The sequence below is a fragment of the Gemmatimonadaceae bacterium genome (assembly GCA_036273715.1).
Classification (GTDB): Bacteria; Gemmatimonadota; Gemmatimonadetes; order Gemmatimonadales; family Gemmatimonadaceae; genus JADGGM01.
On sequence record DASUHB010000056.1, the window covers coordinates 1 to 21,401 of the forward strand.

The 21,401-nt window shown below is 66.7% G+C and carries 17 protein-coding genes; 14 read left to right on the plus strand and 3 right to left on the minus strand.

Annotation, left to right across the window (positions count from 1 at the left end):
• The 4 genes from VFW04_12240 to VFW04_12255 form a co-directional block, all read left to right on the plus strand.
• The coding region (locus VFW04_12240; protein ID HEX5180094.1) for a hypothetical protein at positions 1-615 on the plus strand (615 nt) is incomplete at its 5' end.
• A complete protein-coding gene (locus VFW04_12245; protein HEX5180095.1) occupies positions 612-983 on the plus strand; it encodes a hypothetical protein in 372 nt (123 codons plus the stop codon). The genes VFW04_12240 and VFW04_12245, both read left to right, overlap by 4 nt.
• Positions 984-993: 10 nt before the next feature.
• Positions 994-1,788: a HipA family kinase gene (locus VFW04_12250; protein HEX5180096.1), complete on the plus strand. Its 795-nt coding sequence runs from the start codon at positions 994-996 to the stop codon at positions 1,786-1,788.
• A 275-nt stretch (positions 1,789-2,063) separates the two neighbouring features.
• On the plus strand, positions 2,064-2,261 hold the full coding sequence (locus VFW04_12255) for a hypothetical protein (protein HEX5180097.1): 198 nt from the start codon (positions 2,064-2,066) through the stop codon (positions 2,259-2,261).
• Here the strand turns inward: VFW04_12255 and VFW04_12260 are convergent.
• Entirely contained in the window at positions 2,258-3,436 is a 1,179-nt protein-coding gene (locus VFW04_12260) for a hypothetical protein (GenBank protein ID HEX5180098.1), read from the minus strand. The two genes, VFW04_12255 and VFW04_12260, sit on opposite strands and share 4 nt — an antisense overlap.
• 197 nt (positions 3,437-3,633) lie before the next feature.
• Here VFW04_12260 and VFW04_12265 point away from each other — a divergent pair, with 197 nt between their 5' ends.
• From VFW04_12265 to VFW04_12290, 6 genes are all read left to right on the plus strand, one after another.
• A complete protein-coding gene (locus VFW04_12265; protein HEX5180099.1) occupies positions 3,634-3,924 on the plus strand; it encodes a hypothetical protein in 291 nt (96 codons plus the stop codon).
• Between the two features lie 207 nt (positions 3,925-4,131).
• A complete protein-coding gene (locus VFW04_12270; GenBank protein HEX5180100.1) occupies positions 4,132-6,903 on the plus strand; it encodes a 2-oxoglutarate dehydrogenase E1 component in 2,772 nt (923 codons plus the stop codon).
• An 84-nt stretch (positions 6,904-6,987) separates the two neighbouring features.
• On the plus strand, positions 6,988-9,600 hold the full coding sequence (locus tag VFW04_12275; GenBank protein ID HEX5180101.1) for a PIG-L family deacetylase: 2,613 nt from the start codon (positions 6,988-6,990) through the stop codon (positions 9,598-9,600).
• Between the two features lie 5 nt (positions 9,601-9,605).
• Positions 9,606-10,649: an extracellular solute-binding protein gene (locus VFW04_12280; protein HEX5180102.1), complete on the plus strand. Its 1,044-nt coding sequence runs from the start codon at positions 9,606-9,608 to the stop codon at positions 10,647-10,649.
• Positions 10,646-11,704 carry an ABC transporter ATP-binding protein gene (locus tag VFW04_12285; protein HEX5180103.1) on the plus strand — a complete coding sequence of 353 codons (1,059 nt, stop codon included), beginning with the start codon at positions 10,646-10,648 and terminating at the stop codon, positions 11,702-11,704. The genes VFW04_12280 and VFW04_12285 overlap by 4 nt, the downstream gene beginning before the upstream one ends.
• Positions 11,701-13,380 carry an iron ABC transporter permease gene (locus VFW04_12290; GenBank protein HEX5180104.1) on the plus strand — a complete coding sequence of 560 codons (1,680 nt, stop codon included), beginning with the start codon at positions 11,701-11,703 and terminating at the stop codon, positions 13,378-13,380. The genes VFW04_12285 and VFW04_12290 overlap by 4 nt, the downstream gene beginning before the upstream one ends.
• 23 nt (positions 13,381-13,403) lie before the next feature.
• Here the strand turns inward: VFW04_12290 and VFW04_12295 are convergent, their stop codons facing one another.
• On the minus strand, positions 13,404-14,720 hold the full coding sequence (locus VFW04_12295) for an MFS transporter (protein ID HEX5180105.1): 1,317 nt from the start codon (positions 14,718-14,720) through the stop codon (positions 13,404-13,406).
• Between the two features lie 343 nt (positions 14,721-15,063).
• On the opposite strand from VFW04_12295, the gene nadC reads away from it, so the two are divergent.
• From nadC to VFW04_12315, 4 genes are all read left to right on the plus strand, one after another.
• Positions 15,064-16,101 (plus strand): carboxylating nicotinate-nucleotide diphosphorylase, encoded by a 1,038-nt coding sequence (gene nadC, locus VFW04_12300; GenBank protein HEX5180106.1) that lies wholly within the window; start codon positions 15,064-15,066, stop codon positions 16,099-16,101.
• Positions 16,101-17,438 (plus strand): cytochrome ubiquinol oxidase subunit I, encoded by a 1,338-nt coding sequence (locus tag VFW04_12305; GenBank protein ID HEX5180107.1) that lies wholly within the window; start codon positions 16,101-16,103, stop codon positions 17,436-17,438. Before nadC ends, VFW04_12305 begins: the two co-directional genes overlap by 1 nt.
• A gap of 10 nt (positions 17,439-17,448) precedes the next feature.
• Positions 17,449-18,504, plus strand: a complete 1,056-nt coding sequence (locus VFW04_12310; GenBank protein ID HEX5180108.1) for a cytochrome d ubiquinol oxidase subunit II — start codon at positions 17,449-17,451, stop codon at positions 18,502-18,504.
• Positions 18,505-18,635: 131 nt separating this feature from the next.
• Positions 18,636-18,956 carry a hypothetical protein gene (locus tag VFW04_12315; protein HEX5180109.1) on the plus strand — a complete coding sequence of 107 codons (321 nt, stop codon included), beginning with the start codon at positions 18,636-18,638 and terminating at the stop codon, positions 18,954-18,956.
• A gap of 325 nt (positions 18,957-19,281) precedes the next feature.
• Here VFW04_12315 and VFW04_12320 read toward each other — a convergent pair whose 3' ends face one another.
• Entirely contained in the window at positions 19,282-21,369 is a 2,088-nt protein-coding gene (locus tag VFW04_12320; protein ID HEX5180110.1) for a thioredoxin domain-containing protein, read from the minus strand.
• Positions 21,370-21,401 lie beyond the last annotated feature (32 nt).

A 21,401-nucleotide genomic window follows, 5' to 3' on the forward strand; every position in this document is an offset into this window, starting at 1 on the left:
AAGGCACCCAAGCGCGGCAAGACGTGGCTCGACGACCGCACCGGAGTCGATGCCAGCTACGTCGACACGCTGCGCCTCGGCTTCGACCCCGCCGCTGGTGACATGCAGTTCGAGATCGAGCTGACGAACCGGCACATCAACGCGCTGCGCGGTGAATACGACAAGGCACTGCGGGACGTCAAAGCCGGCCGGCCGGGACGGAACCCCAGCGCCATCCGCGCCGAGCTAACCAACCTGTTCGCCGTCAAGACTCGACTGGTGAAAGCACAGACGCAGCGCACGCAGCTGGTCAAGGAGTACGTGACGCGTGAGCAAGCCGTGGTCCTGACGCACCTCTTCATCTACCTGGTGTCGCGGCACGTCCCGAAGGACCGGCTCAAGGCGTTCTTCGCTGAGGCCAGGGCGTGCGTCGAAGCGCCGTGGAAGGTCTCGGAGCTACCGGTCGCGAAAGGCGCCGACGCCCGCGAGGCGCACAAGCAGGCGAAGCAGCTCTTCGACGAGCTGTGGACCGAGCAGCGTCCGCTGCCTAACGCCGGTGATGACACCGAGGACAGTGAGGACGATGAGCCAGGTGAGCACGAACACCCCTACGACGGAGAGGAGAGCACACCATGAGTTGGGCCGAAGATGCGGGCGGCGCGCCCGCGATGATCGACCTCGGGGCGACACCCACGCCGAACCGCTTCGTCGCGTTCGCGGGTGTGCCACCCGGCGCGGGGCTCTGCACCAGTGGGCAGGACGCCGACGCGGTGACGCCGGCCGCCGGGAGTGGCGGCGCGAACCAAAGCATGGGCTACCTCGCCGTCCCCGGCTTGCCGGTGCAGGTCGAGAGTGGCGGGGCGTTCTCCAGCGGCGCGACGTTGCAGAGCGACAGCACCGGGCGGGCGATCACGTGGGCGAGCGGGCCGAAGCTGGCGCGAGCGCTGCAAGCGGCGACGGCGGCCGGCCAGATCACCTGGTGCGTGCTGCTGAGCGGGCGTTAGGCCGATGCCAGTGACCCGGTACAAGCTGATCGCGGCCGGGCCACCGGTGGCGGGGAACACGGCCATGCTGGGGTCGAACACGATCACGGGCATTCGGCACGTGCACGTCACCGGGGTCGCGAAGACGGCCGGCATCCTCTCGAACTGGGTCGTGCCGAACGAGATCATCTGCGGGCGGCTCGGTCGCGTGCTCGGCTTGCCGGTGCCACCGGGCTGCGTCGTCACTGTCGAAGGAGTGATACCAGGCTCGCCGCCCGGCTGCGTGGTCACCGACGCAGGAACGCTGCACTACGTCTCGCTCGACTTCAACGTGAGCGGCCAAGAGCTGGCACCCGTGAACGCCCGCGCGTTCGTGGCGCACGACCCGAGCTTGGCGAGTCGGTTAGTCGTCTTCGACGCGTGGGTCCTCAACGCGGACCGACACGAGCGGAATGTCTTCTTCGACCTCACCACCGGACTGATACAGGTCTTCGACCACGGCCACGCCCTGTTCGGACCCGGGCCGTACGTCGAGCCTGCACTGGAGGAACAACGCACGTCCTTGGACCTCAGTAAGCACGTCGTCCCGCCGTACCTGACGCACCTCGATGGGCTGAAGCGAGGCATTGAGCGCGTGCAGGCGCTACCCCGGTTCGTCGTCGAGGACGCCGTCGCGGCGGCCGTCGGCACCGGCATCACAGACATCGAGGGTGCGTTCTGCGTCGACTTCCTCATGGACCGCGCGCAGCGCTTGCCGGAGCTGTTCAAGACCGCCGACCATGCCCGCTTCACGGGCGTCACGCCGGAGCTATGGAAGGCGTTCTGATCGCATGCGCCGAGTTAGGCAATGGACACTTGTCCGGCGGACGAAAGTCACTTGTTCCCTTGCACGTCGTGAGGGCGCCCGGAACTGCAAGGCGCTAGTAGTGTTAGACACAGCCGACGCGTGGCATTCGGCCTTTGTTTGCCGAGGCCGGTTCACGCCGGGGGCAGCATGATCGTCAGTATGACGTAATATTTCGACGGGTGCCTTGTGCGGCGGCATCGCAGTTGCCAGTTTGTTGCGCAGAGACTGCCCGCACTCAGGGGAGGAAATTCGACATGTCAGTGCAGATCGCGGTTAGGCTGAGCATCGTCAGCGACTGTGGTGAGCCGCTGGTCCTGTATCAGTCGCCAGCGCAGCTTGTCACTGAACAGCCGTCGACGCCGGAGGAACCGCTCGCGCGCGGGGTCGATCGCATCCTATCGCCGAGCACCAGCACGATCGCCCCCGGCCTGAGCGTCGCCGTCGCGATCTAGCTGCTCCGCTTCCACACGCCGTTTCTAAACGCCACCTCAGTACCCAGAAGTGGCGCCTGGGTCTTCAGCGCATCCGCTACTGCTTGTGCCGCATGTTGCGTGGCTGCTTGCTGCGCCTGCCCGATCATCTGCTGTAGTAACTGGAGCAGTTGCTGCGCCTGTGGCGGCAACTGCGCGAAGTTCACGCCAGGGGGTACCTGTAGAGCGATGTTCAAGGCGACGGTCAGGTTTGGTGGCATCTGTCGCTTTCCGCGAACTTCGAGCGTGCCCGTGAACTCGTGAACGGTGCGTGCGCTCTCCATGATTGAGATCACGCACGGCTCAAGATATGGGTCCGAGATAGCGACGGCCGCCGCCGGATCGACCGGCTCAAGCAACTTCATGTCCTGTTCATATTGGCCGAGCAAATCCCACATCAACGTGTCTAACGACGTCGGTGCCTGTTTCACCGGCAGCCGCAGTTGCTCAGCATCTTTGAGCCCGATCGCATGACCGTGTGCGTAGACCTTCTCTGCTAGCGTGCTAACGATACCGTCTACTGACGCTGCGTCGGGCGGCTCCCTTCTTGATGCGATGATGCGTCGCGCCACGTCGCGAATGTGTGAGTGCGTTCGGTAGATGTTGCCAAGCATTACGGCATCGAGGCGCTCAGTAAGCTTCCCCAGACTCTCCGCGAGCGGGCCTTGATCTGAGAGGCCGACCCGCTGTTGGACGAAGCGCACGTACGCCATCACGTCCTCGACGCTCACGGTGTCTTGAATCACCATCCCTTGTCCGCCGCCCGGCTGAGGGATAATGCGCTGGGTCGTAAGACTGGGATCAATCGGTCCGAGCTCACCATGTAAACCTAGGACGATGTGATCAGCTCCGAGCGCGATCATCGTTGCCGCGCTGTTCGCACGGAACGGAATCAAGACGCTCCATTCATCGCTCGCGGCGCGTAGAGCTGACACGATCCGCCAGGGCACATCGGTTGCACCGCCACGGCTGTAGATGAAGAGGTCAAGTTTTTCGATGTGGCCGATCTCACGGAGATGGTCGTAGAGTGGTCGCAACGCGTCGTCGCCGATTTGCGCTCCTGCCTGGCCTCGATCTCCTGTGATATAGGCGACTACTTTGCTCTTACGTTCCTGCTCAATTTGCTGGATGAGTGCAATTCGTTCCGAGCGCCCCATACGATCCCCACGTCGGTAAGAGACTCAATACGCATGGCGACCCAACGTCAGGTCGCCTAACTCTCGCCTTGAATGCAATGTTTGTCGGTGAATGTTCGCAAGTGGGCTAACGCATCAATCCAGGGCAGACAGGAGCAAATCGTCGCACGCGATCTTGAGGAAGGTGACCGCCACGATGAGCCGACCGTCTTCGACGTATGCACACGCTCGACGCCGGGGTTGAACGTCTCGCCACCTTCCTAGGACAGGTCACCCGCTTTGCCGTCCTGCTGCTGTGGTTCTTCAGCAAGCTGGCGCTCGGGGTGCTGCTCTTTGGCCTGATCTACGTCGCCATCCCGATGTACGTCGTTCGCCACCACCAGGGGCCAGTTCGCTTCCTTCCGTTCATGCTTGGCTTCGGGTTGTACATCGGTCTCCTCGTGGCAGCGTCCAGCGGTGGGGTCAAGGTGTACGACTGGTTGAAGCAGAGGCGGGCGCCCAAGACGTAGCTGACGTTTTCTCGGTCGCCCAGAACCCCGGCCGATTCACGTTTCTTCGGTGGTGCCAAAACTGGTACCGCTGACGCTGGTACCAAGCCTCGGTGCCGACGAAACGGGGCATGGGTGAGCGCGCTGAGGCTCACCTAGGGACGGTTAACGTTGAAAAGAGGGTGCCCACCTACCCCAGGTGAGCACCCTCGCACATTTTTCGGCTCCATGAGTTCTCTCCCCATCACAAGCGCCTTCAACGACGGCTACATCGCCGGCTTATACGAGTCGTTCCTGCGCGATCCCGCATCCGTTGATTCGTCGTGGCGGCAGTTTTTTTCGATGGCACAGCGTCTCGCCGGCGCCGAGTCTGCCGCAGGCGGTGACGCAACCGATCCGGCTTACCTTCGAAAGGTGGCCGGCGCCGCCGGGCTCGTTCAGGCGATCAGACAGTACGGACATCTCGACGTTCAGCTGGACCCGCTTGGCAGTCCGCCGCTCAGCGCCGCCGAGCTCAAGCCGGAATTTCACGGCATCTCGAATGCGGATCTGGAGAAGATCCCCGGCGCGGCGCTCGGCTTTCCCGATGACGCGACGGCTGCTGCCGCCGTGACGCGTCTGCGGCAGATCTATTCGTCGAGCATTGGATTCGAATTCGAACACATCGAAGAGGAAGCCGAGCGCGATTGGTTCCGTCGTGCGATCGAGGGCGGGGAGATGCGCCGCGAGCTCACGCCGGATGAAAAACGGGTCGTTCTGCGCCGGCTCACAGAAGTGGATGGCCTCGAGCGGTTTTTGGGCTTCGCCTACCAGGGCTACAAGCGCTTTTCAATCGAAGGCACGGACGCCCTGGTGCCGATGCTCGATGCGGCCATCGACGGTGCAGCGCGCGCCGGCGCTCGCCAGGTCGTGATCGGGATGGCGCACCGCGGACGCATCAACGTGCTCACGCACGTACTGGACAAGCCGGTCTCCGCCATCTTCGAGGATTTCGAGGGCAAGCACGCCCACGCGTCTGCGCCTAACGATAGCGGTGACGTGAAGTACCATCTGGGCGCCCGCACGGTGCGCAAGCTGTCCACCGGTGAGGCAGTGCAGGTGGTGCTGCTGCCTAACCCGAGTCACCTGGAGATGGTCAACCCGGTCGTCGAAGGCGTGGCCCGGGCGCTCCAGCAATCCGGCTCGGCGAGCACCGACCCCGATGAGTCGCGCGAGGAAGCGCGCGTGCTGCCGGTGCTGGTCCACGGCGACGCGGCGTTCCCGGGCGAAGGCGTCGTCGCCGAAACGTTCAACCTGTCGCATCTGCGCGGATACCGGACCGGCGGGACGCTGCACATCATCTCGAACAACCAGGTCGGGTTCACGACCGACCCGCGCGACGGCCGCTCGACGTATTACGCGAGCGACCTCGCCAAAGGCTTCGAGGTGCCGATCGTGCACGTGAACGGCGACGATGCAGAGGCCTGCGTGGTCGCCGTGTGGCTCGGCCTTGCCTATCGCGCCCGGTTCGGGAAGGACTTTCTCATCGACCTGGTGGGCTATCGCCGCCACGGGCACAACGAGACCGACGAGCCGGCGTTCACGCAGCCGTTGCTGTACGCAGCCATCCGCTCGCATCCCTCGCCGCGTGAAGTGTGGGCCGCGCGCCTCGTGCGCGAGGGTCTGCTTGCCGACGACGATGCCAAGCGACTCGATGCGGACGTGCAGGCCGCCTTCGATCGCGTCCTAACGCAAGTGAAGGCGGCGCCGCCTCCGGCGGAGCAGGGCAACGGCCACCACGCCGCCGCGCCGGACCTCGCGTCGGTCACGACGAGCGTGCCGCCGGACGTCCTTCGGTCCGTCAACGAGCGGTTGTTGACCTGGCCGTCGGAGTTCAAGCCGATGCCCAAGCTGGCCAAACTGCTCGAGCGCCGCCGTGCGGCGTTAGGCGAAGCCGGCGGCATCGACTGGGGGCACGCCGAAGCGCTGGCCCTGGGCTCCCTGCTCGTGCAGGGCGTCTCGGTTCGCCTCACCGGACAGGACAGCGAGCGCGGCACCTTCTCACATCGTCAGGCAGTGTTGCACGACTTCGAACACGGCACGTCGTACGCGCCGCTGCAACACATTCCCAATGCCAAGGGCCGCTTCGAGGTGTACAACTCGCCGCTTTCCGAGATGGCGGTGCTGGCGTTCGAGTACGGCTTCAGCGTCGCTGCTCCCACGACGCTCGTGCTCTGGGAAGCACAGTACGGCGACTTTGCGAACGTCGCGCAGCCCATCATCGATCAGTTCATCGCTTCGGACCGGGCAAAGTGGGGACAGGACTCCGGCGTCGTGCTGCTCTTGCCGCACGGATACGAGGGCGGGGGCCCCGAGCATTCGAGCGCCCGTCTCGAGCGCTTCCTGCAGTTGGCGGCCGAGAACAACATGCGTGTTGCGTATCCGTCGACGCCGGCGCAGTACTTTCACATCCTGCGTCGTCAGGCGTTGGCGAGCGAACGCCGGCCGCTCGTGCTCATGCAACCAAAGAGTTTGCTGCGCCTCCCGCAGGCAGCATCGCACCTCTCCGACCTCACCTCGGGAGCATTCCAGCCGGTGATCGCCGGCGCAGCGGAGCAGGGCGCCGACCAGGTTCGCCGCATGGTGCTCTGCACGGGGAAGCTCTACTATGATCTCGCGGGACAGGCGTCTAAAACCGGTGCGATCGCGCTCGTGCGCGTCGAAGAGTTGTATCCGTGGCCGCACGAGCAGATCGCGAACGTGATCGATCGGTATCCGGCGCTGGAGGAAGTCGTGTGGGCGCAGGAAGAGCCGAAGAACATGGGAGCCTGGTCGTTCGTCGCGCCACGGTTGCGCGCGGCGGTCGGGAACACGCTGCCCATTCGATACATTGGTCGTCCGGAGCGCGCGAGTCCCGCCGAGGGATACGCGACCTCGCACACGGAACAGCAAACGAAGATCGTCACCGACGCGCTCGCCGTCGCCGACCCCGTTGGCGCGGCGGGCGCGGCACGGGGCTGATCCCCCGTGCGCGTCCGTTAGACGACGGGCGCGCTCGCACAGCGGCGGTGGCGGCGCTCGTCCATCACTTGGTGCCTCGGACCTATGCACGTACGCCACGCCATCGTCGCTCTCGCGTTGACCGCCGCAGGTGCCCTGCATTCGCTGCCGGCGCAGGACCGGGGCGCGGCCGCGTTGGGCCAGCTCGTCGAAGGACTGCCGGTCGCGGTTCGCGTGCTCGTGATCGGCGCGCACCCCGATGACGAGGACACGCGTCTCATCACGTGGCTCACGCGCGGCCATCACGTCGACGTCGCCTACCTCTCGCTCACCCGCGGCGACGGCGGCCAGAATCTCATCGGCGACGAGTTGGGCGATGCGTTAGGCGTTATCCGCACCGAAGAGCTCCTGGCCGCGAGGCGCATCGACGGCGCCCACCAGTATTTCACGCGCGCCTACGACTTCGGCTTCTCGAAGAGCAGCGCCGAGTCCTTCCAGCACTGGCCGCACGATTCCGTGCTCGAGGATGTGGTCACGGTCGTGCGGGCGTTTCGCCCGCAGGTGATCGTATCCGTGTTCTCCGGCACGCCGCGCGACGGACACGGCCAGCACCAGGTGGCCGGCATCGTCGCCCGCGAGGCGTACGACGCGGCCATGGATACGGTACGGTTTCCCAGATCGGCGACCGCCGGCTACGGCGCCTGGACGCCGCTCAAGTTTTACCGCGCGCGGTCATACTTCAACGGCGAGGGAGCGACCTTCACGTACAACGCCGGCGAGCTCGATCCGGTGTTAGGCAAATCGTTCGCCGAGATCGCCGCCGAGAGTCGCTCGCAGCACAAATCACAGGGCTTCGGCGTGATCGCGCGACTGGGCGCCCAGACGGGCTCGCTCGCCCGCGAAGGGTCCCGCGCTTCGGGCGCGCCCGCCGACGCCAAACGCGAGCGCTCGATCTTCGATGGGATCGACACCACGTGGCGCCGCCTCCTTCCGTTAGTGAGCCGGCCGGCCGACAAGACCGCCGTCGAGCGGCTGCTCGCGGCGACGATCGATGCCCGTCGACAGCTCAGCCTCTACCATCCCAGCACAGGCGTGCCCGCGCTCGAGCGGGCGCACGCCGCGCTCGTGCAGCTCGTCGCCGATGCGCAGGCCGCGCCCCAGTCGATGAACGGCGACGTGCTCGTCTCGGTGGCCGACGGCCTCCAGCGCGTGACGCGGGCGCTGCTCATGGCGCGCGGCATCGCGATCGAAGCCACGGTGCAACGCGATGAAGTCGCGTTAGGCGATTCGATTCCCGTCGACGTCACCGTCTACAATCGCGGCACGGGGCGCGTGACGCTGGAGTCGGCATCGGCCGCCGCCGACAGGTCGAGCGGCGCCGGCTCCGCTCCGGCGCGCCTGCAAGCGGCGATCGCGCCCGACAGCTCGCACTCGGACACCGTGTACGTGCACGGCGATTCGATCTCGCAACCGTGGTGGCTGGCCACGCCTCGACGCGGTGACATGTTCAGCGTGCCAATCGACGGCCGATCGGACGACGTGCGCGACGCCGGCATTCACGTGCGCGTCGCGCTGGATGACGGCCACCTCGTGACCGATGTGCCGGTCGTGCGCCGATACGCCGATCCCGTGCGCGGCGCCGTCGAGCGGCCGCTCATGGTCGTGCCCGCAATCGCCGTGACGCTCGATCGCACCGTCGAGCTCGCGCGGGCGAATACGCCGCTCGACCGCAACGTCCAGGTGCATCTCATCTCCGGCGTCACCCAGACGCGTGACGTTGAGGTGTCGCTGACGCTGCCGAGTGGCCTGCACGCCGACTCGAGCACGCGCACGACACACCTGGGCGGATTCGATGCGACGGCGACGGTGTCATTCGCGATTTCGGGTCAGCTGACCCCGGGCCAGCACGAAATTGCCGCCGTGGCGCGCAGCGGTGGGAACACATATTCGATCGGATACGTGCCGATCGAGTATTCGCACATTCGCCCGCAGAAGCTGTATCGACGAGCGGCGCTCACTGTGGACGCCGTCGACGCCGCGCTGCCGCCGCGCCTCGATGTCGCGTACGTCCGCGGCGTCGGCGACAACGTCGCGCCGATGCTGCAGGAGTTAGGCGTCCCGCTCACGGTGCTCGATCCGGCGCACCTCGCGACGGTGGATCTGTCGCAATTCACGGATCTGGTCATCGGGACGCGCGCGTACGAGGCGCATCCCGAGCTGGCGGCGGCCAACGCGCGGCTGCTCGATTGGGTGCGTCATGGCGGGACGATGGTCGTGCAGTACGGCCAGTACGAGATGACGGCGCCGGGCCGTCTACCGTATCCGATTTCGCTTTCGCGCCCGGCCGCACGCGTGACCGACGAGAACGCGCCGGTGCGAATCCTCCTGCCTAACGATCCAGTGCTGACCTGGCCGAATCGCATCACGGCCGATGATTGGACGGGCTGGGTGCAGGAGCGATCCTTGTACATGCCGTCGACTATCGATGCGCACTACACGACGCCGATTTCGATGAACGATCCAGGCGAGCCGGCGAATTCGGGCGCGATTCTCGAGACGCGGTTGGGCGCCGGCACGTACGTCTACACGACGCTGTCCTTGTTCCGGCAGCTGCCGGCCGGGAATCCCGGCGCATCGCGGCTCTTTCTCAATCTGTTAGGCGTAGGTGAGGCGCCGCGCGCAGCGGGTACCGCGGATGGCGCGCAGACCCCGCGGTGATGCGCGTGCGGTGGCGGCGCGGTGCGCTACTGGCCGGTGCGGTGCTGGCGTCCGTTGCACTGGCGTCGTGCCGGCGCGGTCCGCATCGCACCGTGCTCACCGTGTATTCTCCGCACGGCACCGACCTGCTGTCGTTTTACGAGAAGGAGTTCGAGGCCGCGCATCCTGACGTCGACGTGCAGTCAGTCGACATGGGCTCGCAGGACATCATCGACCGCCTGCGCAGCGAAAAAGCGAACCCACAAGCCGATGTCTGGTTCGGCGCGCCTGAGGAGATCTTCGAGCGCGCCGGACGCGAAGGCTTGCTCGCGCCCTATCGTCCGACCTGGGCCGCTGCGGTGCCGCCCGACAGCCACGACCCGAACGACCTGTGGTACGGCACGTATCTCACACCGGAAGTCATCGGCTACAACAGCCAGGCGGTGAGCGATTCGGCGGCGCCCAAGGATTGGGACGACGTGCTCGATCCGAGGTGGAAGGGCAAGGTGCTGATCCGCGACCCGATCGCTTCCGGCAGCATGCGCGCCATCTTCGGCGCGATCATTCTGCGCAGCATCCGGGAAACCGGTTCGCCTAACCAGGGATACGACTGGCTCCGGCGGCTCGATGCCCAGACGAAGGAGTACACGCTCAACCCGACCATCCTCTACCAGAAGCTCGGCCGCCAGGAAGGGCTGATCACGCTGTTCGACATGCCCGATTTGGCGATGTTGCGCGACCGGTATCACATCCCGGTCAAGTACACGATCCCGACGAGCGGCACCCCGCTGCTCGTCGACGCGATTGCGTTGGTCAAGGGCGGCAAGCATCCGGCGATTGCGCGCGAGTATTACGAGTTCGTGACGTCCGAGCGCGCGTTGCTGGATGCCGCGGATCGCTTCTATCGCATTCCGGTGCGCACCGACATCCCCGCGGACTCGCTGCCGCCGTGGATTCGCGAGGCGCGCGCGCAGATCAAACCGATGCCTCTCGATCGAGCGATGCTCGAGCAGCATCTCGACGCGTGGATGCAGTACTGGGATTCGCACATCCGGAATAGTTCGCGGTGAGCGGCGCTGCGCCGCACCTCGTGCTCGATCAGCTCACGCGCCGATTCGGTGAAGCACGCCCGGCGGTCAATGCCGTTTCCCTGGAAATTGCGGCGGGCGAGCTGGTTGCGCTGATCGGGGCCAGCGGCTCGGGAAAGACCACCACCCTGCGCATGGTGGCGGGCTACGAAACGCCCGATGCGGGCGCCGTGCTGCTCGACGGACGCGATATCACATCGCTGCCGCCCCAGCGGCGTCGATTCGGCATGGTCTTCCAGCACTACGCGCTGTTCCCGCACCTGACCGTTGGGCAGAACGTCGCGTTCGGACTCGAAGCGCGGGGCATCGCGCGGCGTGAGCGGATGTCGCGTGCGGCCGATGCGCTGGCCGGCGTCGGGCTGGCCGGCGCCGGCGGCCGCCAGATCCAATCGTTGTCCGGCGGCGAGCAGCAGCGGGTGGCGCTCGCGCGTGCGTTAGTCATCGAGCCGCCGGTATTGCTGCTCGACGAGCCCCTGTCCAACCTGGATCCGACGCTGCGGCGAAGCACGCGCGAAGAATTGCGCGCCACCCTCCGGCGACTCGGCGTCACCGCCCTGTTCGTGACGCACGATCAGGAGGATGCGTTTGCCGTGGCCGACCGCGTCGCCTTGCTCGCTGCCGGCCGGCTGCTGCAGGTGGGCACCGCCGAAACGCTCTACGATCGGCCGGCGAATCGCGACGTCGCCACGTTCATCGGCCGCTCGACGCTCGTGCCGGGCACGTTCGACGGCGACAGCATCACGGTGCAGTTAGGCGGCGCCGCGCGACGGCTGCGCGCGGCGCCGGCGCCGGCCGTGGCACACGGCCCGGCCACCGCCGTGCTCCGGCCCGACGCGCTCGGCTTCTCGCCGCCGGACGGAATCGATGCATGGACGGGCGTGGTGCAAGAGCGGCGGTTTGCGGGGGCGTTGCTGGCCTATCGCGTGCGGGTTGCCGGCGACATCGACCTGGAAGTACACAGCACCGTGCGCGATGTGCAGCCGGGAGACACAGTCAATATTCGAGTGACGCGCGAGCCCGTGGCGGTGGTGTCGTGAAACGCGCAGGCGGTGCCCGCGGCACATGGATGTTCGCCGCGCCGGTGCTGCTCGTGCTGCTCTGGAGCGTCGTCTACCCGAACCTGTCGATCGTCGTCGGCAGCTTCGAACACGGTCTGCGATCGTGGCGCGAATTCGCATCGAGTCCCACCGACCTCGAAGCGCTGCGCACGACGCTCATCATCGCCGTGGGCTCGGTCATCGCGGCCGTCGCGGTCGGCCTGCCGCTGGCATTCCTGTTGACGCGCGTGGACTTCCGCGGGCGCCGCGTGCTCGGTGCCGTTGCCACGCTGCCGGCGGCGCTGCCGCCGTTAGTCGGCGTGGTCGCCTTTCTCTTTCTCTACGGCGAGAGCGGCGTCATCACACGAGGCGTGCAAGCGCTGCTCGGCCTCGATCACGCGCCGTGGACGCTCAACGGCGTGGGCGCGATCATTTTCGTCCACGCGTACACGATGTACGTGTACGTCTTTCTGTTCGTATCGGCGGGACTCGAACGACTGGACACGTCGCTCGACGAAGCCGCGGCCGGGTTAGGCGCTTCGCGATGGCACGCGCTCCGCCGCGTCACCTTGCCGCTGCTCACGCCGTCCATCGCGGGATCGATGTTGCTCGTGTTCATGAGCGCGCTCGGCAGTTTCTCGGCGCCGTACATCTTCGGCGGCGGCCTCCGCGTCCTCTCGACGCAGATCGTGGCGTCGAAGCTCAACGGCGCGATGGATCTTGCGTACGTCGAGACGACGGTGCTCGCGGTCGGTGCGATCGCGGCGCTCATTCTTCTGCGTTGGTTCGAGCGGCGTCGGACGTACGCCGTGTCGACGAAGGGCACGGTTGTCCGCGCGCGTCTCCATTCGCCAACGGCGCGCCTGCTTGCGCCGATCGTCGGCGCAATTCTCGTGGTGATTCTGATCTTGCCTCACGCGATGGTCATCCTCGTCTCGTTCGCGCGTGACGGTACGTGGACGACGCAGGTCCTCCCGCCGGAGTACACGATCGACAACTTCCGCCGCCTCGCCACGGATAGCGACCTGTTGGTGCCGATCTGGAATAGCGTGTCGATGACGGCGATCGCCACCGCGCTCGACATCGTAGTGTGCTTCGTCGCCGCGTACCTGCTGGTCCTTCGCCGCTTTCGCGTGCGATGGCTGTTGGCGATTCTGGTGGCTCTGCCGTGGGCCATACCGGGCACGGCAATCGCCATCGGGCTTGCATCGACGTTCGATCGCACGTCGCTCGCGAGCGCGCGGGTTCTGCTGGTCGGAACGTTCTGGATCCTCCCGCTGGCGTACTTCGTCCGCGGCGTGCCTCTCGTGTCCAGTGCCACGGAAGGGTCGCTGCGCCAGATGGATCCGTCGCTCGAGGATGCGGCACGCGGGTTAGGCGCGAGCTGGTGGCTCACCATGCGCCGCGTGGTGCTGCCCGCCGCGCGGCCGGGGTTGGTCGCGGGCGCGATGCTCGCCGCCATTACGGCGGTCGGCGAATTCGTCGCAAGCATTGTGCTCTTCACCCACGCCAATCGGCCGATTTCGATGGAGATCCTGTCACAGCTGCGCAACTTCGCGTTTGGAACTGCCGCGGCGTTCAGCGTCGTGCTGATCGCGCTGGTGCTCGCGATCACGCTTGCTGCGCGCTGGGCGGAGGGCCGGTGGTCGCGCGCGGAGGCGGTCGTAATCCAGTAGCCCTGCGCCGCCCCGCGAAACGGTTACTCGGCGATGACCGGCGTTTCTTTCACGGCTTGCTCGACGACCGATGGGACCAGCGGATGCTCGCCCGTGTAGTGTGTGAAGCGATCCAGCTTTCTGCCGATGAGAATCGTGCTCGCGACCAATATCGCCGACAACCAGAACGGCGCGCCGATACCGAAGTGATCGGACGCGGCGCCGGCGGCTAACGGATACAACACGCGCGCCAAGCCGCCGTACGTCTGCTGCACGCCGAGATACAGGCCCCGATCTTCATCCTTTACCACGCGTGACAAGGTGGCCGTTACGCAGGGAAAGTTCAGCGCGGTGCCAAACGGGATGAGGGCGAGCGCCAGGCCGATCGTCAGGTACGTCAAATGGGCTATGTGCACCGGCGATGTGAACGGGATGAACGCCAGCCCCAGCGCGAGCGCGGTCGCCCCGATGCGCGACGTCCGCATTTCGCCGAGCCCATCCACGGCCTTGCCTAACACAAGCAGCCGGAACAGGATGTTCAGCGCGCCGATGTACGAGTAGAACGGCCCGATCGATTCAGCGGTTACATTGAACGCTCTGCCGAGGTACAGCGTGATCAGGGCGTTCACACCGTAGAATGCGCCGATGCCTACCGAGTACATCCAGATCAGCCGCGACGGCGGATCGCCCATGTGGCGCCACGATGCGACACGCAGCACGGCGGTCGACGTTTTGCTTCCAGTCTTCGGCTTTGCACGATCGGCGGCCGAGACGACGCGCGACTCGACCAGGAATCTGGCGGCGAACAGCACGTTGAGCAGGCAAAGGACCGCCGCCACCAGGCCCGGCGCGTGGTTGTTGAAGCCCTGCGACCACGAGCCGATGGCCGGGCCTAACACGACGCCGGCATTGGTCGCCGCCGAGAGCCAGCCTAACCCCTTGGCGCGATTGCGCGGCTCGACGCTGTCGGTAACGTAGGCCTGAATCACCGCCGTCGTCCCGCCGCCCGCCCCCTGCACGGCGCGCGACAGCAGCAGCAGCCAGTACGAATCCGCGTACGCAAAGACGACGTACGCGATCGCCGACGCCCCAAGTCCGATGAGGAGCGCCGGCTTGCGTCCGTATCGGTCGGACACCCGTCCCCAGAGCGGCGCGCTCACGAGCTGCATGGCCGAGAACGCTGATACGAGCACCATCACCATGAAGTCGCTCGCGCCGAACTTGACGGCGTAGAACGGCAACAGCGGGATGATGATCAGCGCCCCCACCATGTCGATGAAGGCGGTCGCCATCAGGACGCCAAGCTTCCCGGGTTCGCCCGAGCGCAGCTTGTGGACGTGCGCGCCGATACGGGAGGTCACGCGTGGAATCTAGCGGTCAGGGCCACCTGTCGAACCACGCCCGAGCACTCTGGCTCGGCCAATCGCCACCCGATCACACGGCTCTGCCCAGCGCTGCCGGAGGTATCCACCTCCCCACGACGCCGGCAAGCGCGATGATCGTGAGGATGTACGGGATCATTTCCACGAACTGGGATTCGACGCCTCGCGTTCCCTGTGCAGCGATTTGAGCGTGCGCTTCGCCGCGTAACTTGGGTGTGGTGAAAAGGGGCGGCAAGCGCCACCAGGTTGCCCGCGTCTTGCATCCATCACCGGCACTTGTCAGGTTCAAGATTCCAGCGCAGACAGTAGGAGGTCCGGTCTCATGGGTACAAGCGAGATGTATGAGCCGGAGCAAGGACGGTCGCATGCCGAGCACCGCCGCTCCGTCGAACCGCGTCGGGAAGTTGACCGCGGGACCGGCCTCGAGACGCCGCACACATCGCGCGACCGACGAACCTCGCGCGCGGTCACGCCCCAGATGGGCGCGCCCGTTGCCGAAGATGATCGCTTCGGATTCCCGCTGGGGGACAAACAGCTCGAGGCCTGCCTGCGCGCCGCGTTGCTCGAGGATGGCGCGTACCACGACATCGCGACGGCCGCGAGCGTGCTCTCGGCGCGCCGTGCGCACGCGACCATCGTTGCGCGCCAGTCCGGAATCCTGGCCGGCATTCCGTTAGCCGTCGCCGCGTTCCGCCTGTTCGACTCCAACGCGGCGCTGCGGGTGGACGTCGATGACGGGGGCCGCGTCACCGACGGCGCACCGGTCGTCCGCATCACGGCGCTCTCGCACGCGATTCTCTCTGCCGAGCGCGTGGCACTCAATTTCCTGCGGCACCTCTCGGGCATCGCGACGCTCACATCGTCGTACGTCGAGGCCGTGCGCGGGACCTCCGCCCGGATCATCGACACGTGGAAGACCACCCCGGGGCTGCGCGAGCTCGAGCACTACGCCGCCCGCGCCGGCGGCGCGTTAGGCGTTAGACGGGACGGCCTGGACTTCGTGCAGATCCGCGACAGCCATCTGACCGCGGTCAACCGCGACGTCACCATGGTCGTCCGACGCGCGCGCGAGTTGGCGTCGGATCACACACGAATCGAGATCGCCTGTCGCACGCCCGCCGAGGTGCGCAGCGCCGTCGCCGCCGGCGTCGATGTCGTGCTGCTCGACGACATGACACCCGCCCACGTGCGCGAATGCGTCGAGGCGGCGGCGTCGCGCGTGTACACGCAGGTCACCGGCAACGTGCGGCTGGATGCCGTGCGCACCTTCGCGCAGTCCGGCGTCGACCGGATCGCCGTCGACGCCCTCACGCAACGCGCCCCGGCGCTGGATCTGGAGCTCGAGTTCGAGGCAATCTGATGGGCGACCTGCTCGCCGCCAGGTCGCAGATGGCGGTGTCGCTCGGCTTTCACATCCTGTTCGCGGTCGTCGGCATTGCGATGCCGGTGCTGATGGTCATCGCCGAAACGCGATGGCATCGCACCGGGGACGCGATGTATCTGGAACTCGCCAAGCGTTGGGCGAAGGGCACGGCCATTCTGTTCGCTGTCGGTGCGGTATCGGGGACCGTGCTCAGCTTCGAGCTCGGCCTATTGTGGCCGAGCTTCATGCGATTCGCGGGCGCGATCATCGGGATGCCCTTTTCCCTGGAAGGATTTGCCTTCTTCGCCGAGGCAATCTTCCTTGGCGTCTATCTGTACGGATGGGAGCGCATCTCGCCTCGCGCACACATCGCCGCCGGGACAGTTGTCGCGGTGAGCGGGGCGGCATCGGCGCTGTTCGTCGTCATCGCGAATGCGTGGATGAACACGCCGGCCGGATTCCGTCTCCAGAGTGGTTTGCCGGTCGATGTGGATCCGATCGCGGCGATGCTGACCCCCGCGGCGTTTCCGGAAGTGCTCCACATGTTGTTGGCAGCGTATGCGGCCACGGGGTTCGCGGTCGCCGGCATTCATGCGATGATGCTGCTCCGCGATCGTCGCAATGCATTCCATCGGCGCGCGCTGGCTGTGGCGCTCATCGTCGGCGTCCCCGCGGCGATCGTCCAGCCGTTCTCCGGCGACATCAGCGCGCGTTACGTGGCGCGATGGCAGCCGCCCAAGCTCGCGGCGATGGAAGGCCAATTCCGCACGGAAGCCGGCGCGCCGCTGCGCATCGGCGGCATCCCGGACGTACAGGCCGAACGAACACGTTGGGCGCTCGAGATTCCGGGTGGTTTGTCGCTGCTCGCTTTTCACGACGCCCATGCCGTGGTGCACGGCCTCGACGCCGTACCGCGTCGAGATTGGCCGCCGGTTCCCGTCGTCCACGTTGCCTTCCAGGTGATGGTTGCGTTAGGCACCTACCTCGCGCTCCTCGGCCTCTGGATCGTGGTCGAGGCGTGGCGGCGGCGAGACCTCGCCGCCAACCGATGGCTCATGCGCGCCGTGGCGCTGGCGTCGCCGATGGGCTTTCTCTGCATCGAAGCCGGGTGGACCGTCACCGAAGTCGGCCGCCAGCCGTGGATCATTTTCGGGGTGATGCGAACGTCGGATGCGGTGACGCCGATGCCGGGTCTCATCGTGCCGTTTCTCGTGATCAGCGCGCTGTATTGCTTCCTGGGCGTCGTCGTCGTGTGGCTGCTGTACGATCTCGTGATGCGCAGCCCGATCACGCGCGAGAGCGACGGCGCGGCGGCCGCGCCGGCCGCCGCCTAACGGGACGGACGTGGCCATCGCCATCGCGGTCATCGCACTCGTGGCGCTCAACGCGTACGTCCTCCTGGCCGGAGCGGATTTTGGCGGCGGCGTCTGGGACCTCTTCGCCACCGGCCCGCGCCGCGCCGACCAGCGCGCGCTGATCGCCGAGGCGATTGGACCGATCTGGGAAGCCAACCACGTGTGGCTCATCCTCGTCGTTGTGCTGTTGTTCACCTGCTTTCCTCCCGCGTTTTCCGGCCTTGCCATCGCGCTGCACATTCCGCTCACGCTCATGTTGATCGGTATCGTATTGCGCGGTTCGGCCTTTGCCTTTCGCAGCTACGGCAGCAGCGACGATGCCCCGCAACGCCGCTGGGGCCGCGTCTTTTCCATCGCCAGCCTGCTCACCCCGCTGCTCCTCGGCGTGTGTATCGGCGCGATCGCATCCGGACGCATCGGCACCATGCTCGACCACGTCGCGCGCGGCGCGCCGGGCGAATCCTTCGCGTCGCTCTATCTGTTGCCGTGGCTGTCGCCGTTCACGATTGCGGTCGGCGCGTTGGCGCTCGCGTTGTTCGCGTTCCTTGCCGGCACGTATCTCACGGTCGAGGCAACTGACGATGTCTTACGCGAGGACTTCAGGCGGCGCGCGCTCTTTGCTGCGATCGCCGTGTTCGTCACCGCGTTTCTCGCCCTGCTCCTCGCGCGATCGCGCGCTCCGCGCGTCAGCGCGGGACTCATCGCGTCGGCCTGGGCGCTGCCGCTGCACGTGCTGACCGCGGTCGCCGCGATCGGCGCGATCCTCGCGCTCCGGTTTAGGCGGTGGCACGTCGCACGCATCGCTGCAGCAGCGCAAGTCTCACTCATCTTGTGGGGATGGGCCGCGGCACAGGCACCCTACCTGGTGCCTCCATCTCTCACGGTCGAGAATGCCGCTGCCCCGCGACGCACGCAGCTGATCTTTCTCGTCGCCCTCGCGCTCGGCGCGCTCGTGCTCTTTCCATCGATGACGTATTTGTTCCGCCTGTTCAAGACGGCGCGCGTCCACGAGACCGTGCCGACCGGGCGAAACGACTCGGTCTAACTGCAGGGCCCGCCGTTAACGCCCGCTGACTCCGGTCGTCCAACCGAGTGCAGGGCCCGCTCGGCGGGCCGAACTTTGCATTTTTGTCGACCGGGTTCATCAATGCGCGTTGAGGCGCAAGGACGGGTGGAATGAGTCAACCAACGAAACGAAGCGTGTTGACGCTGGCCGTCGCGGCCATGCTTCTCGGCGTCGGCGCGTGTGCATCTGCGCCGCGCGGAGAGCGCGTGTACGTGCGAGAAGCGCCGCCGGTAGAGCGTGTCGAGGTCATCGGCAGGGCTCCAGGTCCGAACTACGTGTGGGTCGCCGGCCGGTGGAATTGGGACGGCCGCGGGTATGCGTGGATGCCGGGCCGCTGGATCGTTGCCGAGCGCGGCTATCGCAGCTGGCGACCCGGACATTGGGCGCACGACCGCCGCGGCTGGTACTGGATCGAAGGCCATTGGCGGTGATACGCGGCGCGATTCGAGAGCACAGTGCGGCCGTGCGATCCGACCGCGCGGGCGCGTTGTGTGTCCGGTTGGCGTAAAGGCGCCGTGCTACCTTACGGTTGAACTCGCCGACGGACGCGAGGCACAGCATGGCGGATCGCGATCAATCAACAGCAGCGCCTGATGACAACGACGAAGCCGCACCGCGCCGCGAGGCGCCGCCTCCCGAGGTGTCGTCGTGCGACATGTGCGGCGGGACGGATCTCGTCTGGCTGCGATGCAAGCTCGTGTGCACCCACTGTCACACGATCCTGCTGACGTGCGGCGATCTCTGACGCGTGGCAGGCTAGCCGTTAGGCGGGTGCCCGGCCGCTTCGGGCGACGCGGCATCGACGGCCAGCTCGAGCTGCGCCCCCAGCGTATCTGGCAGCGTCGTCGGGGCGTCGCACGCATGGTGTCGGCAGACGAACGCCGTGGCCGCGCCGTTGATCATGTGTCGGTCGCGGAGCAGCGCGACGTCGCCGTTGGCGCGTCCCCCGGCCAGAACGAGGCCCGGCACGAACTGCGACGCGGTGACGCGTTGCAGCGCGGAAAACCCGACGCTGGCAGGGTCGCCTACCAACGCGACCTCCACCGGCCCGTATACGGCAATATCGGCAGCCGTCAACAGATGCCCGAAGGCGAGCGGATATCGCTCGACGGCGTGTCCGATGCCCGACAGCACGTCCACCGCGCGCTGGCGCCACGACGGCTCGTCGAGCAGATCTCCCAGGCGGAGCAGGAGCTCGACGGCGAGCGACGTGCCCGACGGCGTCGCATTGTCGGTGATCTCGCGCGGCCGGGTGATGAGCGTTTCGTGATCGTGGGCCGTGTCGAAGAACGTCGCCGCCTGGTCGTCGAGGAACCAGCGGAGCATCGCTTCCGTTAGGCGTCGCGCCTGCGCCGCCCACGATTCATCGAACGTCAGCTCGTACATCGACAGCGCCGCGAGCGCGCCGGCGGCCTGGTCGTCGAGGTAGCCGGGGGCGCGGCCGTTGCCGGCCGCCGCGCTCCACACGCGCATGGCGCGGTCCTCGTGCACGAGCTCACGCAGCAGGAAGGTGCCGCCGCGAATTGCGAGCGTGCGGGCCAGGTCGTTATCGAGCGCGCGCGCGGCCTCGGCGAGGCCGCGCACCATGAGTCCGTTCCAGCAGGCGAGGATCTTTTCGTCTCGCGCCGGCCTCGGGCGCCGCGCGCGCGCCGCGCCAAGCGCGGCCCGCGCACGGCGCACGAGGCCGTGGAGCTCGTCGCGCGTCAGGCTGCCGCCCAAACGCGCCAGCGTCGCATCCGGATCCGCCGCCACGTGCAGGATGTTGCGGCCCTCGAAGTTCCCGGATCGCGACACGCCCCAGTGCGCCGCCGCCGGCCGCCCATCTTCGCCTAACACGCGCTCCAGCTCGTCCGCGCTCCACACGTAGTACCGGCCTTCCTCTCCCTCGCTGTCCGCATCCAGCGAGGCGTAGAACCCGCCCTCCGGCGACGTCATCTCCGCCCCCACCCAGTCCACCAGATCGTCGACCACGAGCCGGATCTCCGGATCCCGCGTCACCTGAAACAGGTGCACGCCTAACCGACAGAGCAGGGCGTTGTCGTACAGCATCTTCTCGAAATGCGGCACGAGCCACTTTGCGTCCACGCTGTAGCGGTGAAAACCGCCGCCCACCTGATCGTGGATGCCGCCCCGGCTCATCGCCAGAAACGAATCGCGCGCCACGATCATACCGTTAGGCAAGAGCCCCCGGCGCCACGCGACCAGCGCGAAGTCGAGCGCCATCGCGTGCGGAAACTTTGGCGCGCCCTCGAAGCCGCCGTACCGATCGTCGAAGCGCCGCGCCACGCCCCGCGCCGCACCCGCCAGCAACGCCACCGTCGGCGCGCCAGCCGCAGCCTGCGCCTCGTGCATCCGCGCGAACATCGTTCGCACCTGCCCGGCGGCCGCCTCGACATCGCCCCGCCGCTCGCGAAACGCCGTCGACACCGAAGCCAACACCCGGCGGAACGACGGCATCCCCTGCCTGTCATCCGGAGGAAAGTAGGTGCCGCCATAAAACGGCACGCCGTCCGGCGTCAAGAACACCGTCATTGGCCAGCCGCCATGACCGGTCATTGCTTGCACGGCGCTCATGTAGATCGCGTCGAGATCAGGACGCTCTTCACGATCCACTTTGATGTTCACGAACAACTCGTTCATCACGCCGGCCGTCTCCGGGTCCTCGAAGGACTCGTGCGCCATCACGTGGCACCAATGACACGCCGCGTACCCGATGCTCAACAGGATCGGCCGCCCCTCGGCGCGCGCGCGATTCAGCGCCTCCGCGCCCCACGGATACCAATCCACAGGATTGTCCGCGTGCTGCTTGAGATAGGGGCTCGTCTCTCGCGCCAATCGGTTCATCCAACTACCTCTCGCTGCACTGCTGCTCCATC

Excerpts from the sequence above, each read along its gene's own strand:
- VFW04_12245 (HEX5180095.1), top strand. The coding sequence starts at position 612 with ATGAGTTGGGCCGAAGATGCGGGCGGCGCGCCCGCGATGATCGACCTC.
- VFW04_12255 (HEX5180097.1), top strand. The coding sequence starts at position 2,064 with ATGTCAGTGCAGATCGCGGTTAGGCTGAGCATCGTCAGCGACTGTGGT.
- VFW04_12260 (HEX5180098.1), bottom strand. The coding sequence starts at position 3,436 with ATGGGGCGCTCGGAACGAATTGCACTCATCCAGCAAATTGAGCAGGAA.
- VFW04_12265 (HEX5180099.1), top strand. The coding sequence starts at position 3,634 with ATGCACACGCTCGACGCCGGGGTTGAACGTCTCGCCACCTTCCTAGGA.
- VFW04_12270 (HEX5180100.1), top strand. The coding sequence starts at position 4,132 with ATGAGTTCTCTCCCCATCACAAGCGCCTTCAACGACGGCTACATCGCC.
- VFW04_12275 (HEX5180101.1), top strand. The coding sequence starts at position 6,988 with ATGCACGTACGCCACGCCATCGTCGCTCTCGCGTTGACCGCCGCAGGT.
- nadC (HEX5180106.1), top strand. The coding sequence starts at position 15,064 with ATGGGTACAAGCGAGATGTATGAGCCGGAGCAAGGACGGTCGCATGCC.
- VFW04_12305 (HEX5180107.1), top strand. The coding sequence starts at position 16,101 with ATGGGCGACCTGCTCGCCGCCAGGTCGCAGATGGCGGTGTCGCTCGGC.
- VFW04_12315 (HEX5180109.1), top strand. The coding sequence starts at position 18,636 with ATGAGTCAACCAACGAAACGAAGCGTGTTGACGCTGGCCGTCGCGGCC.
- VFW04_12320 (HEX5180110.1), bottom strand. The coding sequence starts at position 21,369 with ATGAACCGATTGGCGCGAGAGACGAGCCCCTATCTCAAGCAGCACGCG.